7 protein-coding genes are annotated in these 14,495 nt (G+C 74.2%); 3 read left to right on the top strand and 4 right to left on the bottom strand.

From position 1 onward, the window contains the following. The first annotated feature begins 140 nt into the window (after positions 1-140). The 3 genes from ACF07V_RS15095 (at position 141) to ACF07V_RS15085 (ending at position 9,050) form a co-directional block, all read left to right on the top strand. Positions 141-2,711 carry a S8 family serine peptidase gene (locus ACF07V_RS15095; protein WP_392154366.1) on the top strand — a complete coding sequence of 857 codons (2,571 nt, stop codon included), beginning with the start codon at positions 141-143 and terminating at the stop codon, positions 2,709-2,711. After that, positions 2,711-5,581 (top strand): FG-GAP-like repeat-containing protein, encoded by a 2,871-nt coding sequence (locus ACF07V_RS15090; protein WP_392154364.1) that lies wholly within the window; start codon positions 2,711-2,713, stop codon positions 5,579-5,581. The genes ACF07V_RS15095 and ACF07V_RS15090 overlap by 1 nt, the downstream gene beginning before the upstream one ends. Positions 5,582-5,690: 109 nt before the next feature. Beyond that, complete coding sequence (locus ACF07V_RS15085) at positions 5,691-9,050, top strand: ATP-binding protein (RefSeq protein WP_392154362.1); 3,360 nt, start codon at positions 5,691-5,693, stop codon at positions 9,048-9,050. A 67-nt stretch (positions 9,051-9,117) separates the two neighbouring features. On the opposite strand, the gene ACF07V_RS15080 is transcribed toward ACF07V_RS15085, so the two are convergent. The 4 genes from ACF07V_RS15080 to ACF07V_RS15065 all read right to left on the bottom strand — a co-directional run bounded on the left by ACF07V_RS15080 (position 9,118) and on the right by ACF07V_RS15065 (position 14,494). Further along, positions 9,118-9,855: a class F sortase gene (locus ACF07V_RS15080; protein WP_392154360.1), complete on the bottom strand. Its 738-nt coding sequence runs from the start codon at positions 9,853-9,855 to the stop codon at positions 9,118-9,120. Next, positions 9,842-10,549 carry a hypothetical protein gene (locus tag ACF07V_RS15075; RefSeq protein WP_392154359.1) on the bottom strand — a complete coding sequence of 236 codons (708 nt, stop codon included), beginning with the start codon at positions 10,547-10,549 and terminating at the stop codon, positions 9,842-9,844. The genes ACF07V_RS15080 and ACF07V_RS15075 overlap by 14 nt, the downstream gene beginning before the upstream one ends. 161 nt (positions 10,550-10,710) lie before the next feature. Beyond that, on the bottom strand, positions 10,711-12,147 hold the full coding sequence (locus tag ACF07V_RS15070; RefSeq protein ID WP_392154357.1) for a CitMHS family transporter: 1,437 nt from the start codon (positions 12,145-12,147) through the stop codon (positions 10,711-10,713). Positions 12,148-12,295: 148 nt separating this feature from the next. Further along, positions 12,296-14,494 carry a molybdopterin-dependent oxidoreductase gene (locus tag ACF07V_RS15065; protein WP_392154356.1) on the bottom strand — a complete coding sequence of 733 codons (2,199 nt, stop codon included), beginning with the start codon at positions 14,492-14,494 and terminating at the stop codon, positions 12,296-12,298. Position 14,495: the final 1 nt, after the last annotated feature.

The raw sequence follows: 14,495 nt of genomic DNA, 5'->3' as shown, positions 1-14,495 counted from the left end.
GGGCCAGTAATTCCCCAGTAACGCCCCGGTCCTAGCGTCCCCGACCAAGCCCGCCCCATCACCCACCAGGACCTTCCCCCGAGGCCCCGGGACGGAGGGGCGCCGGCTTCCCCCGTACCAGCGATGGAGGAGCCACCCACATGCACCCGCCCCGCTCACCGCTCCGGTCACCCCTCCGGCGCGGAACCACCGCCTGGGCCGCGGCCGCCGCCACCGCCGCGGCCCTGCTCGCGGCGCCCGCCGCGACCGCGACCGCGGCACCGGCCTCCGCGCCGTCACCCCACGCCACCGTCGACCCCGGTGTCACCGCGACCGTCGACGCGGGCGGCGAGGCGACGTTCTTCGTGGTCCTCGCCGAGCGCGCCGACCTCTCCCGGGCCCGCGCCCAGCGCGGTCACGAGAACAAGGCCCGGACGGCCTTCGAGACCCTGCGCGCCGAGGCCGGCCGCAGCCAGGCCTCCCTCACCCGCTTCCTCGACCGGGCCAAGGTCGGCTACGAGTCGTACTGGATCGCCAACGCCGTCAAGGTCACCGGCGGCAAGGCCCTCGTCGAGCAGCTCTCCGCCCGCCCCGACGTGGCGGCCCTCCGTCAGGAGCGGCACTACGCCCTCGACGCCGTCGAGCAGAGCTCCACGGCCGCCGAGGAGGCCGTGACCCCCGAGTGGGGCGTCAAGGACATCAAGGCCGACCAGGTCTGGTCGCAGTACGACAACCGCGGCGAGGGCATCGTCGTCGCGAACGTCGACTCGGGCGTGCAGTTCGACCACCCCGCCCTGAAGGGCAACTACCGGGGCAACCTCGGCGACGGCACCTTCAGCCACGACTACAACTGGTACGACCCGACCGGCCAGTGCACCGGCGGCACGCCCTGCGACAACAACGGCCACGGCACCCACACCATGGGCACCATCGCCGGCGCGGGCGGCATCGGCGTCGCCCCCGGGGCGAAGTGGATCGCGGCCAAGGGCTGCGAGGCCCGCAGCTGCTCCGACTCCGCGCTCCTGAAGTCGGGCCAGTGGATCCTCGCGCCGACCGACCGGAACGGTCAGAACCCGCGCCCCGACCTCGCCCCGGACATCGTCAACAACTCCTGGGGCGGCGGGAACACCACCTTCTACCAGGACATCATCACCTCCTGGAACGCCGCCGGGATCTTCGAGGCCTTCGCGGCCGGCAACTCCGGCAACGGCGTCAGCTGCTCCACCACCGAGGCCCCCGGCGCCCAGGCCCCGGCCTACGGCGTCGGCGCCTACGACGTGAACGGGAAGATCGCCTCCTTCTCCGGCTTCGGTCCCTCCGTCGTCGACGGCTCGATGAAGCCCAACATCTCGGCCCCGGGCGTCGACGTCCGTTCCTCCTGGCCGGGCGGCCTCTACCGGGCGATCTCCGGTACGTCGATGGCGACCCCGCACGTCGCCGGCGCCGTCGCCCTGCTCTGGTCCTCTGCGCCCTCCCTCATCGGCGACATCGACGCCACCCGGGCCGCCCTGAACGGCTCCGCCCGTGACGTCGACGACACCCACTGCGGCGGCACCGCGGCCGCCAACAACGTGTGGGGCGAGGGCAAGCTGGACATCCTCGCCGCCGTGGACCGCGCCCCGCACACCGCGGCCACCGTCACCGGCACGGTCACCGACCGCGCCTCCGGCTCCCCGCTCGCCGGAGTCACCGTCACGGCCGCCGCGGCCTCCGGCTCCACCGAGGGGACCCGGCGCACGGTGACCACCGACGCGGCCGGCGCCTACCGGCTGACGCTCCCCGCCGGCACGTACACCCTCACCGCCGGCGGCTACGGATACCGGGACCTCACCGAGAACGGCCTCACCGTCGCCACCGGCCAAGCCCTCTCCCACGACCTCGCCCTGGAGGCCGTGCCCGCGCACGCCGTCACCGGCACCGTCCTCGACGTCACCGGAAAGCCCCTGAAGGGCGCCACCGTCCGCTTCACGGACGCGCCGCTCGCCCCGGTCGTCACCGACGCCTCCGGCGCCTTCCGCTTCCCGGCCGTCGCCGAGGGCTCCTTCACCCTCACCGCGACCCCGGCCGCGCCCGTCCTGTGCAACGGCGTCTCCACGACCGTCCTCACGGTGGACGGCGACGAGAACGTGACGGCCGCGCTGCCCGCCCGTACCGACGCGTCCGGCAACGGCTGCCTGCCCGCCTCGTACGCCTGGACCACCGCGTCGACGAAGCTCGCGCTCTCCGGCGACGAGAACGCGAAGACGATCGCCCTGCCGTTCCCCGTCTCCTTCTACGGCGTCACGTACAACCAGGCGAGCGTCACCACCAACGGCCTGGTCAACTTCCTGGCCCCGCGGCTCGGCGACTACGCCAACACCGCGCTGCCCTCCCCCGGCCAGCCGAACGGCATCCTCGCCGCGTACTGGGACGACCTGACCCTGGACGCCAAGTCGGCGGTCAGGACCGGGACCAGCGGCACCGCCGGACAGCGCAGGTTCACGATCCTCTGGGAGAACGCGGCCCTCGCCGCCGACACCACCAAGCGCGTCACCTTCGAGGCCGTCTTCGAGGAGGCGACCGGCGCGATCGTCCTCCAGTACCAGTCGATCGGCGCCGACGCCCTGGAGGCAGGCGGCTCCGCGACCGTCGGCATCGAGAACCAGGCCGGGACGGACGCCCTGCAGTACTCCTTCAACGAAGCGGTCCTGAAGGACCGTTCGGCCCTCCGCATCTTCCCGAAGGCGGCGTGATGACCCACCGTTCCCGGCGCGGCGTGCGCCTCGCCTCCGCCCTCGTCGCGGCGGGCCTCGCCCTCACCGCGCTCCCCGCGACCGCCGCCCACGCGGTCGGCGAACCCGTCGCCCCCGACGGCGCGCGCATCCTCACCGACGCCCAGGCCGACGCCCTGGAGCAGCGCGCCGAGGCCCCGGGGCCCCTGGACGTCACCCCGCAGAACGAGCCGTCCACCGGCTCCCTCGCGGGGGCGGCCGAGGACGGTTCCGCCTCCGGCGTGAGCGTCACCCAGGCCTCCGCCCTGGAGACGTACCGGGGCCTGGCGGACACCGCCCAGCTCGACGGCGGGCACGGCGACTTCCTCGCCGTGCACAGCCTCGGCACCGTCACCCGGCTCCCCGCGGACGGCCGCACGGTCTGGAAGCGGGACAACGCCTCGCTCTACGCCGACTGGCAGGTCACCAACATCCGGCCCTGGCAGACCGAGCCGTACCCGGCGCGGATCACCACCGGCTTCCACGCCAACAGCCCCTTCGCGGACAGCTCCGACCGGGGCTGGGCGCAGGGCGACCTCACCGGCGACGGCGTCGCGGACGTCGTCTTCACCGCCGACGTAGGCACGAGCCCGTACCGCCCCTTCACCTCCCCCGGCTCGACGCTCACCACGGGCACCTTCGTCACCGTCCTCGACGGGGCCACCGGCCGGACGCTGTGGTCGAAGCTCTTCGCCGACGCCCAGCAGGTCACGCTCGTCGACGGCACCCTGCTCGTCGGCGACCAGCCCTCGACCAACCTCAACTCCGCGAAGGACGCCACCGCCGCCCTCCGTGCCTTCCGCTTCTCGTACGCCGACGGGAAGCTCTCCCCCTCGGCGACCTGGAGCTACGAGACGGCTCAGCGCAACGGCCGTTGGGGTTCCACCCTCCCCCTCGGGGGCGGACGCGTCGCGGTCTCCTGGTACGTGAAGAAGACGGCGACGGCCCCCGCCACGGGCCGCACCATGGTCCTCGACACGGCCGACGGCTCGGTGATCTGGCAGACGGACAACGACCTGTACTCCCGCCAGCTCGCCCACGACCCGGCCCGCGGGCGTCTGGTCGCCCTGGAGCAGGCGGACTACCGGGACGGCGTGCGGTACGAACTCGCCGCCTACGACCCGGCCGACGGCACCCGCACCGTCCTCGACACCCGCGTCAACGCGCTCGGGATCGGGTTGCGGATCGGCCAGCTGCGCGGGGACGAGGCGCCGGAGTACGCGATCAGCGAGTCGACGCTCGACGAGTACCTGTACGTCAACACCGCGACCGTCCGCGCCCTGGACGGCGGCGACGCGGCCGAGCTGTGGTCCCGCACCGTGAAGCGCGGTGCGGACAACGCCAAGGACGGCGACTCCGCGCTCGGCCTGAAGATCGTCGACGGCAAGGTCCTCGCCTCGTACTTCACCACCGAGGGCAAGGAGACCGCCGCGAACCCGGGCGGCACCCGCTTCGGCACCCTGGCCGCGCTGAACGGCCGGGACGGGGAGGTGCGCTGGCAGCACAAGGGCGCGGACGCCTCCCCGATCTACGCCCAGCCGTACCGCGAGGGCGACGAGTGGCGGGTCCGGACCGTCGACAGCGAGCAGAACATCCGCTCGTACGGACTCGGCAGCGGGCGGCAGACCTCCGTCACCCCCCTCCAGGCGAACCTGACCACCGGCCTCGCCGCCGATGTGAACGGCGACGGACGCAAGGACGTGATCGTCGGCGGCCAGTCCCAGGGCCTGTGGGCCTACGACGGCCCCTCCCTCGCCTCCGGGAAGCCCCGCCTGCTGTGGCAGACGACCCTGCCGGGTTCCGTGCAGGGCGACATCCGCATCGCCGACACCGACGGCGACGGCCGGCGTGACGAGCTCGTCGTCGCGGCCGACACGGCGACGGTGGTCGTCGACTCCGGCACCGGCCGGGTCCGCAGGACGATCGACGGCAAGGGCCAGTTCGTCCGCTCCGTGACGGTCGGGGACCTCGACGGGGACGGCGACGACGAGATCCTCGTGCCGACCGACGCGGTGCGCGCCTACGCCGGCGACGGGCACGCGCTCTGGGAGTACACGCCCGCGCCCGGCCTGGCCTTCTCCGACCTCGCCGTCGCCGTCGCCGAGGGCAAGGTCCTCGGCTCGTACCAGACGCGCGGCGTGAACGACGGGACCGCCGTGGTCGGCGGGACGGCGCTCGACGCCCGTACGGGCAAGGTCCTCTGGTCGGCGGACCCGACGTGGACCGGCGACCCGGACACGAAGATCTACGCGGCGCAGCTCTTCCACGGGGTGTACGCCTCGCCCGGCATCCCGTACGCCGACGGGCACGCGGTCGTGTACTCCTGGATCGTGCGGGAGGGCGCCTTCTGGACCACCTACTTCGAGTTCCGCGACCTCCGCACGGGCAAGGTGGTGCGCACCGGCACCGGCGGCGGCGCCTGGACGCTCGGCAACTGGTTCACCGGCGACGAGGGCCTGATCCTCGCCGGCACCGCCTCGCTGCACACCTTCGCCAAGGACGGCCAGGAGTACGGGATCTACACCCTGCCGACCCTGCACCGGGCGGAGTTCGCGACCGGCCCCGGCGGCCGGCGGCTGATCGTCGGCGGCACCGAGGGCGCGGCCTACGTGTGGGACCCGGCGGTGCTCACCGGCGGCCAGAACTACCCGAACCACCTCACCAAGCTGGGCGGGTACGCGACGCAGAACCTGGTCGTCGCCGACCTCGACGGCGACGGCGTGGACGAGTTCGTCGGACTCGGCAAGGACGACACCGGCTTCGACCGGACGATCGAGCTGTCCGGCGGACGCTATCTGCTCCAGGACGACGCGATGCACGGCATGGTGACGGGCCGCCTGACCGCCCAGTAACCCGCGTACTGCCCCGAGACCCCCGTCCGGACCACCGGCCGGGGGTCCCCGGCTTCCCCTGGACCGCCCCATTCCGGTGCACGGGGCACCCATTACAGTGGGCGCCCTCATGAGCGCAGACATACCAGCGGACGCACCACCGGGCGCACCTCCGGTGCTGCGGGTGCACCTCCTCGGCGGGTTCCGGGTGGACCGGGACGGCGGGCCGCCGCTCGCCGAGCGGTGGCCGCGCCCGAGCGCCCGGACGCTGGTGAAGCTGCTCGCGGTCTCCCCCGGGCACAGTCTCCACCGTGAGCAGGCGCTGGAGATCTGCTGGCCGGACGCGGATCCGCAGGCCGCGCTCGGCAGTCTGCGGGTGGCGCTCCACGCGGCCCGCCGGGCGATCGAACCCGAGCTGGCGCCCCGGGCGGCCTCCTCCTATCTGACGGGCGAGGGCGCGCTGCTGCGCCTCGATCCGCGGACGGTACGGATCGACGCCGACGAGGCCGAGGCCCTGGCGGAGGCGGCGCTCGCCCACGGCGGGCGCGCCGGACTCGCGGCCGCCGTGGAGGCGTTCACGGGCGATCTGCTGCCCGAGGACCGGTACGCGCCCTGGGCGGAGGCCCGCCGCGAGCGGCTGACCGCCCTGCGGGAACGCACCCTGGTCGCCCTCGCCGCCGCCCATCTGGCGGCCGACTGCCCCGAGGAGGCGGTGGCGGCGGCCGAGCAGGTCCTGGTGGCGGCCCCCGCCGAGGAGGAGGCGCACCGGCTGCTGATCGAGGCGTACGTCCGGCAGGGGCTGCGCCGGCGGGCGGTCGCCCAGTACCACCTGTGCCGGGAGGCGCTGGACGCGGAGTTCGGCGTGCGGCCGGGACCGGAGACCGAGCGGCTGCACCGGGCCGCCCTCGCCACCACCCCGCCGGCCTCCCGGTCGGTGGGGCCCACGCTGCCGGCCGTGGTGCGCCGGCCGCCCGGCACTCCGCTGCGCGGCCGGGACGAGCTCCTCGCCCGACTGCTCGCCGCCGGCTCCCCGCCCGTACTCCTGCTCACCGGGGAGGCCGGGCTCGGCAAGACACGGCTGGCCGGGGAGGTGGCCCGCCGGGCGGCCGCCGAGGGGACGGTCGTGCTGTGGGGCGCGGGGCACGACGCGGAGGGGCACACGCCGTACGGACCGTTCGCCGAGGCGCTGGACGGCTGGCTTGCCGGCCGGCCGACGGCCGAGCGGGCCAGGACGGGGGCGGAGTATCCCGAACTGGCGGCACTCCTGCCGTCCTTGGGGCGGGTGCCCGCCGGGGGTGGGCGCAGTCCCGAGGAGGAGCGGGACCGGCTGTTCCGGGCGACGGCGGGGCTGCTCGGTGAACTGGCGGCGGAGCGGCCCGTCATGGTGGTGCTGGACGACCTCCACGCGGGGGACGCGGGCTCGTTCCAGCTCCTCGGCCATCTTGCCCGCCGGGCCAGGGAGTCCGGAAGGGCTTGGCGATTTCTCGCCACTGTCCGCCCGGAGGAACTTCCCGCCACCGACCCTCGTCGCCAGGTGCTCGACCTGCTGGTCCGCCAGTCGCTGGCGGGCGCGGTCGAACTGCCCCGGCTCTCCCGCGAGGCCTGTCTGGCCCTGACGGCCGACGCGCTGGGCACCGGAAGCCCCGCCCCCGAGCGGGTGTGGGAACTGTCCCTCGGCAACCCGCTGTTCGCGCTCGAACTGGCGCGTGCGGTCCGGGACGGCGACGGCCGGGCAGGCGCCCCCGAGGGAGTGCGCCAGCTGGTGGCCGAGCGCCTCGGCCGGCTCGGCCCCGGGGCCCGCCGGGTGGTCGACGCGGTCGCGGTCGCCGGTCAGGACGCGGCCCTCACCGAGGTCCTCGACGTGGCCCGGCGCGGCGGGCATCCGCGGCTCTCGGCGGCCGAGGCCACGGAGGCCGTGGAGGCGGCCGTCGCCGCCTCGGTGGTCGAGGAGCGGCAGGTGGTCTCCGAGGGCCGGCCGGTCGCCGGACTCGCCTTCCGGCATCCGCTGGTGAGGCTCACCTGCTACGAGGGCCTGTCGGCGGCCCGCCGCCGGCTGCTGCACTCGGCGTACGCGGAGGCGGTGCTCCGCCGCCGCCCGGAGGCCGTGGACACGCTGGCCGCCCATCTGACCCGGGCGGACGACCCGCGCGCCACCGGCTATCTGCGGCAGGCCGCCGAGCGGGCGGCGGCGCTCTACGCCAACGACACGGCCGACCGCTACTACGCCGAACTCACCGACCGGCTCGACGCGCTGGCCGCCGACTCGGCCCGGGCACGGATCGACCGCAGCGCCGTCCTGCGCCGGCTCGGCCGCTTCGACGAGGCGGCGCGGCTGCTCGGCGAGGCGCTGGAGGAACTGGGCCGGCGCGGGGACGCGGACGGCCGTGTCCTGGCGGCGGCGCGGCTCGCGGAGCTCATGCCGAAGACGCGGGGCACGGAGGACGGCTTCCGGCTGCTCGACTCCTGCCCGCCCGCTCCGGACACACCGGCGGCGGTGGCGAGCGCCCACCATCTCTCCCGCGGGGTGCTGTGCTTCGTCGCGGGCCGGTACGAGGAGGGTGTCGTCGCCGCGCGGGCCGCGGAGGACGCGGCGCAGGCGGTGACGGGACCGGAGCGGCGCGGGCTGCTCGCCAGGGCGCTCGCGGCGCAGGCGACCTCGCTGGGCCTCGCGGGCCGCTTCGGGCAGGCGGGGCCGGTCGCGGACCGGGCGCTGCCGCACGCCGAGGCGTACGGCGACCCGCAGCTGCTCGCCTCGGTGCTCTCGGTACTGCGCGAGACGGCCCGCCGGGCGGGGCGGCTGCGGGAGGCGATCGACACCGGCCGCCGGGCGCTCGCGCTGGCCGAGCGCTCGGGCGATCCGACGGCGACGGTCTTCGAGCGGGCGAACCTCGCGGAGCTCCACCTTCTCGTGGAGGAGGTGGCGGAGGCGCGGGAGCTGGCCGAGACGGCGGTGCGGGACACCGGTTCGCACGCCGGGTGGTGCGCGCCGTACGCCCTGGTGGCGCTCGCCCGGGTGCGGATGCGGGCGGCCGAGCCGGGCGGTGGGGAACTCCTCGATCCGGCCGAGCGGACGGCCCGGGCCCAGGGGGACCACCAGGCCGGGTACGAGGTGCGGTCGGCGCGCGCCGAACTGGCCGTACGGGAGGGCAGGCCCGAGGAGGCGCTGCGGCTGCTCGCGGACTGCCGGGAGACCGGTGCCGCGCATCTGACGGCCTGGGCCCTCCTCGCGTGCGGCCGGGCCGCGGAGGCCGCCGAGACGGCGGGAGCCGAGGTGGAGCGCGCGGAGCGGGCCGGGGAACGGCTCGCGGAGACGGAGGCCCGTACGGCGCACGCCGCCGCGCTCGCGGCACTCGGCCGGGAACGGGAGTCGGCGGCCGGCTTCGACCGGGCGACCGCTCTGGCGGAGGCACTTCCGTATCCGGCGGGCGCGCGCCGGGTGGCGTGGGCCCGCGGGGTGAGAGGGACGGACGGCGCGCCCGGGGCGGTCTGACCCCGACACGCCCCGGCCGACGGAGCGGCTGGATTCCGTCGGCCGGGGCGTGGGTTCGTGGTGGTGGTCAGATCTTCTGGGCGATCTCGGTCAGGTGGGCGAAGACGACGATGTTCGCCTCGTAGCCCTTGCCTCGGTCGAAGGTCCCACCACAGGTGAGCAGCCGGAGTTCGGGCCGCCCGGTGTCTCCGTACACCTCCTTGTCGGGGAAGTCGCTCTTGGCGAACGTCCGGACCCGGTCGACCGTGAAGACGGCGACCTTGCCGTCGGCGCGGGCGACCCGGACGGTGTTGCCGGGGCTGAGCGAGTTGAGGTTGAGGAAGACGGCGGGCCCGGTGCGGGTGTCGCGGTGGCCGACGACGACGGCGGTCCCGCGCTCGCCGGGGGCGGGCCCCTTGGCGTACCAGCCGACGACACGGGGGTCGTCGACGGGCGGTGTGCCGAGCCGGCCGGAGGCGTCGAGGCCGAGTTCGATCACGGGGGCCTCGATGGTGATGGCCGGGACGGCGACGGTGACGGGGCGCGAGCGGGCCAGCGGCGCGGGCGGGGGTGCCGGCCGCGGCGTGGGCGTGGCCTTGGGCAGTGCCCTGGTCTTCGCCTTGTGGTCCAGGGCGGCGGGTGCTCCGGCCGCCGTCGTCGCCCGGCCGGAAGCGGCGGGGCCTGCGGCGAGCGGCGGGGCGGCCGGTTCCTCGTCACCGGCCCACCAGACGCCCCCGGTCACCAGGACGGTGGTCACGACCACGGTCCTGGCGAGCCGGAGCAGGCGCCGCTGCCTGCGGGTGAAGCGGGACCTACGCGGCGCCATTGCCGCGGCGGCGCGAGCGGCGGATCAGGACCAGTCCGGCCGTGCCGGCGAGGCCGGCGGCGACGGCCGCCCCGACGCCGAAGGCGGAGGAGTCCTCGGCGGCGAGCTGCGCGCTGCCGCCGCCGCCCGCGCCGACCGGGCCGTGCGGGGGCTTGCCGTGACCGTGGCCGCCGTGGCCGCCGTTTCCGCCGTTGCCGTTGCCGCCGTTGCCGTTGCCTCCGTTGCCGTTGCCGCCATTGCCGTTGCCACCGTTGCCGTTGTTCTGGCAGTTGCTGATGACGTTGAAGACCTTCGACTTCGGTGCGCCGAGCTTGCCCTCCCAGGTCCACTCGACCTTGTACATGCCGATCGGCAGGGAGATCGGTCCCGCGGCCCCGTCACCGTTGGTGTTGAGGACCACGGTCCCGGACCGCAGCGGGTTGCCCTGGTTGTTCCCGGGCGGGCCGGGCTGCGGGTAGATGGCGTAGTCGATGCTCGGGAGGCCGTCGAAGTTGAGGGCGGCGAGGCGGAAGGGGCAGTCGACGCGGGGCTCGTTGACCGGGCTGGTGTCGGCCGTCGTCGACTGGTGGACCTTGACGTCGCCGTCGTCGCCGGGCGCGGCGAAGGCCGCCTGTGCACCCCCGAGGGTGACGGCGCTGAGCGCCATGGTGGCGAGCGTGGCGCGGAGCAGGGTGCGGGTGGGGGGTGTCGTCATGAGGAAAGTCCTCCAGTCGTGAACTCATCGGACGCCTAGTGCGATAATCCGACTATCCGTCACGACATGGACACGGAGGGTGGCGACGCGTCGCCACCCTCCGTCTTCCACCCGTCCGGCGCACTCCCGGCCACGAGCGGCCGGGAGTGCGCCGGACCAGGTCAGATGATTCCGAAGAGGATCCCGGCCGCGAGCACGACCAGCGAGGTCAGCGCGGCCCACTTCACCGTGAACCTGGTGTGGTCGCCGAACTCCACCTTCGCCATGCCGACGAGCACGTACACGGCGGGCACCAGCGGGCTCGACATGTGCAGGGCCTGGCCGACCAGCGAGGCCCGGGCGATCTCCAGGGGCGACACGCCGTGCGCCGCACCCGCTTCGGCGAGGACCGGCAGCACGCCGAAGTAGAAGCCGTCGTTCGACATGAAGTAGGTGAGCGGAATGCTCAGCACACCGGTGACCAGGGCCATGTGCGGGCCCATGCCCTCGGGGATGGCGCCGACGAGCCAGTCGGCCATGTGCTTGACCATGCCCGTTCCGGTGAGGACCCCGGTGAAGACGGCGGCGGCGAAGACCATGCCGGTGACGTTGAGGACGTTGTCCGCGTGGGCAGCGATGCGCTCCTTCTGCTCGGCCATCTTCGGGTAGTTGACGGTGAGCGCGAGCGCGGCACCGAGGAGGAACAGCACCGGGATCGGCAGCAGTTCGAGGATCATCGCGGTGAGCAGCGCGATCGTGAGCCCGGCGTTGAACCAGTACAGCTTGGGCCGGAGCGTCGTACGGTTCGGGTCGAGCCCCTGGAATCCCTCACCGGCGCCGACGCCGACGCCCGTACCCGTGCCGCCCGCGGCACCCGTCGCCGCCGCGCCCCCGGCCTGGCCGTTGCTCTTGCTCTTGCTCTTGCTCTTGCTGTCGCCCGTGCCGCCGCCCGCCGTGACCAGCACCGCGTCGGTCTCCGGGGCCAGGGCCTCGTCGAGGGTCAGGTAGCCGATGCGCTTGCGCTCACGGCGACCCAGCACGTACGCCAGGGCGAAGACGAAGAGCAGGCCCACGCCGAGCGCGGGGATCATCGGCACGAAGATGTCGCCGGCGTCCAGCTTGAGCGCGGTCGCGGCGCGGGCGGTGGGGCCGCCCCACGGGAGGGTGTTCATGACGCCGTTGGCCGTGGCCGCGACACCCGTCATGACCACCAGGCTCATCTTGAGCCGCTTGTAGAGCGGATACATCGCCGAGACGGTGATCATGAACGTGGTGGAGCCGTCGCCGTCCAGGGAGACGATCGCGGCGAGCACCGCCGTACCCACGACGACCCGTACGGGGTCTGCCTTGCAGAAGCGCAGGATGCCCCGGACGATCGGGTCGAAGAGGCCGACATCGATCATGACGCCGAAGTAGACGATCGCGAACATCAGCATCGCGGCGGTCGGCGCCAGCTTGCCGACGCCTTCGATGACGTAGTCGCCGAGCTGGGCCCCCTGCCCGACCGCGACGCAGAACAGCGCGGGAATCAAAACGAGCGCCGCGATCGGCGACATCTTTTTCAGCATGATCAGAACCAGGAAGGTCGCGATCATGGCGAAGCCGAGGACGGTCAGCATGGAGGACACCTCACGTTCACCCTTGAACTGCCGCCGAGCGGCGGTGCGGATGACGGTAGGTGCCCTCTTCTGCCGTTAACAAGATGTTGACGCGTGAGCAATACGAGCAAAACCCCAGGTCACGGCGGTGGTGGTGCTCAAAGCCGGGCTACAGGGGCGACACCTCGACCGGGAAACCGTTCAGGACGGCGGTCCCGGACAGGGGGTCGATCCGGGACCCGTCGAGCAGCTGGTTGACGTTGACGCCGGGACGCGCGGACGCGACGGCGAGCCGGGTGCCCGGCCGGTCGTGACCCCAGCCGTGCGGGAGGCTCACGACCCCCGGCCGCACGCCGTCGGTCACCTCCACCGGCACCTCCAGCTCACCGCCCTCCCCCTTGATCCGGGCGAGCCCGCCGTCGGCCAGCCGGAGCCGCTCCGCGTCCTCGGGGTGCACCTGGAGGGTGCAGCGGTTCGAACCGCCGCCCAGGGCCGGCGTGTTGTGCAGCCAGCTGTTGTTGGAGCGCAGGTGCCTGCGCCCGACGAGCTGGAGGGTCCCCGGCTCCGGTACGGCGTCGAGGGCGGCACGCAGCCGGGGCAGGTCGGCGGCGAGGGGCTCCGGGAACAGTTCGATCCGTCCGCTGCGGGTCTTGAGGAGCGCCGGCAGGCGCGGCTTCAGGGGCCCGAGGTCGATGCCGTGGGGGTGCGCCTTCAGCTCGTCGAGGGTGAGGCCGTACGGGCCGAGCCGCAGCATCAGGTCGAGTCGACGCTCGGCCCCGGTGGCCCCGGTGAGCCGGGCGGCGAACTCCTTGGGATCCGCGCCGTACGCCGGCGAGTGCTCCTGCGTCACGGCCTTGGCGAGGGTGGTGTCCACGGCGAGGTCGTCGACGGCGGACGGTGGGGCGCCGTGCATCCCCGAGACGGCGAGGATCAGCCGGGCGTGGATCTCGCACTCGTCCATGCGGTCCGCTTCGAGGGGAACGGCCGCAGGCGTGTAGCGGGCCTGGTCGCGGACGGCGAAGGCGTTGAAGGCGAAGTCGAAGTGGGCGCTCCGCGAGGGCGGCGGCGGGGGCAGCAGGACGTCGGCGTGGCGGGTGGTCTCGTTGAGGTACGGGTCGACGGCGACCATCAGGTCGAGGGAGCCGAGGGCCGCGTCGAGGCGGTCCCCGTCGGGCGCGGAGAGGACGGGGTTGGCGGCGACGGTGATCAGGGCGCGGATGCGCCCCTCCCCCGGCGTCTCGATCTCCTCGGCGAGGGCGACGAGCGGCAGCTCGCCCTTGGCCTCGGGATGGTGCGAGACCCTGCTGTGCCGGCGGCCGAGGGGGAAGCCCCTGCCGGGGCCGGCGGGACGCGGGGCGGGCGCGGTGGCGGAGAGCGGGAAGAGCGCGCCGCCGGGCCGGTCGAGGTTCCCGGTGAGGACGTTGAGGACGTCGACGAGCCAGTTGGCGAGGCTGCCGTACGCCACGGTGGAGCTGCCCATCCGCCCGTACACGGCGGCGCTGGGCGCGGCGGCGAGCTCCCGGGCGAGGGCACGGATGGTGTCCGCGTCCACGTCGCAGGCGGCGGCGACCGCCTCGGGGCTGAACTCCCGCACCGCGGCCCGTACCTCCTCGACGCCCTCCACATGGGCGGCGAGCGGGCCGAGGTCGGTGAGCTCCTCGTCGTAGAGGGTGTGGACGAGGGCGGCGAGGAGCAGCGCGTCGGCGCCGGGGCGGATCGCGACGTGCCGGTCGGCGAGGCGGGCGGTGCGGGTGCGCCGGGGGTCGACCACGGTGAGGGTGCCGCCGCGCCGGCGCAGCGCCTTGAGCCTGCCCGGGAAGTCGGGGGCGGTGCACAGGCTGCCGTTGGAGTCCAGCGGGTTGGCTCCGAGGATCAGCAGGTGGTCGGTGCGGTCCAGGTCCGGCACGGGGACGGCGAAGGGGTCCCCGAAGAGGAGTCCGCTGGAGACGTGCTTGGGCATCTGGTCGAGCGTCGACGCGGTGAAGAGGTTCCTGGTGCGCAACGCGCCGATCAGCAGGGGCGGGTAGAGGGCGCCGGCGATGGTGTGCGCGTTGGGGTTGCCCAGGACGATACCCACCGAGTCCGGCCCGTACTCCTCGACGAGCGGACGGATTCGGGCGGCGATGGTGTCGAACGCCTCGGCCCAGGTGGCCTCCTGGAGTCTGCCGTCCTTGCGGACCAGCGGGGTGCGCAGCCGGTCGGGGTCGGCGTCTATCTCGGGGAAGGAGGCCCCTTTGGGGCAGATGAACCCCTTGCTGAAGACGTCGTCGCGGTCACCGCGCGCCCCGGTGACGCGGCTTCCGTCGAGGGTCAGGGTGAGTCCGCAGGTCGCTTCACAGAGGGGGCAGATGCGCAGGGCGGTGGGCATG

It is taken from the genome of Streptomyces sp. NPDC015661 (genome assembly GCF_043077765.1).
Taxonomy (GTDB): domain Bacteria; phylum Actinomycetota; class Actinomycetes; order Streptomycetales; family Streptomycetaceae; genus Streptomyces.
This window is presented reverse-complemented; position numbering and strand designations above follow the sequence as displayed.

Coding starts and splice junctions, on each gene's coding strand:
- ACF07V_RS15095 (WP_392154366.1), top strand. CDS start 141: ATGCACCCGCCCCGCTCACCGCTCCGGTCACCCCTCCGGCGCGGAACC.
- ACF07V_RS15090 (WP_392154364.1), top strand. CDS start 2,711: ATGACCCACCGTTCCCGGCGCGGCGTGCGCCTCGCCTCCGCCCTCGTC.
- ACF07V_RS15085 (WP_392154362.1), top strand. CDS start 5,691: ATGAGCGCAGACATACCAGCGGACGCACCACCGGGCGCACCTCCGGTG.
- ACF07V_RS15080 (WP_392154360.1), bottom strand. CDS start 9,855: ATGGCGCCGCGTAGGTCCCGCTTCACCCGCAGGCAGCGGCGCCTGCTC.
- ACF07V_RS15075 (WP_392154359.1), bottom strand. CDS start 10,549: ATGACGACACCCCCCACCCGCACCCTGCTCCGCGCCACGCTCGCCACC.
- ACF07V_RS15070 (WP_392154357.1), bottom strand. CDS start 12,147: ATGCTGACCGTCCTCGGCTTCGCCATGATCGCGACCTTCCTGGTTCTG.
- ACF07V_RS15065 (WP_392154356.1), bottom strand. CDS start 14,494: ATGCCCACCGCCCTGCGCATCTGCCCCCTCTGTGAAGCGACCTGCGGA.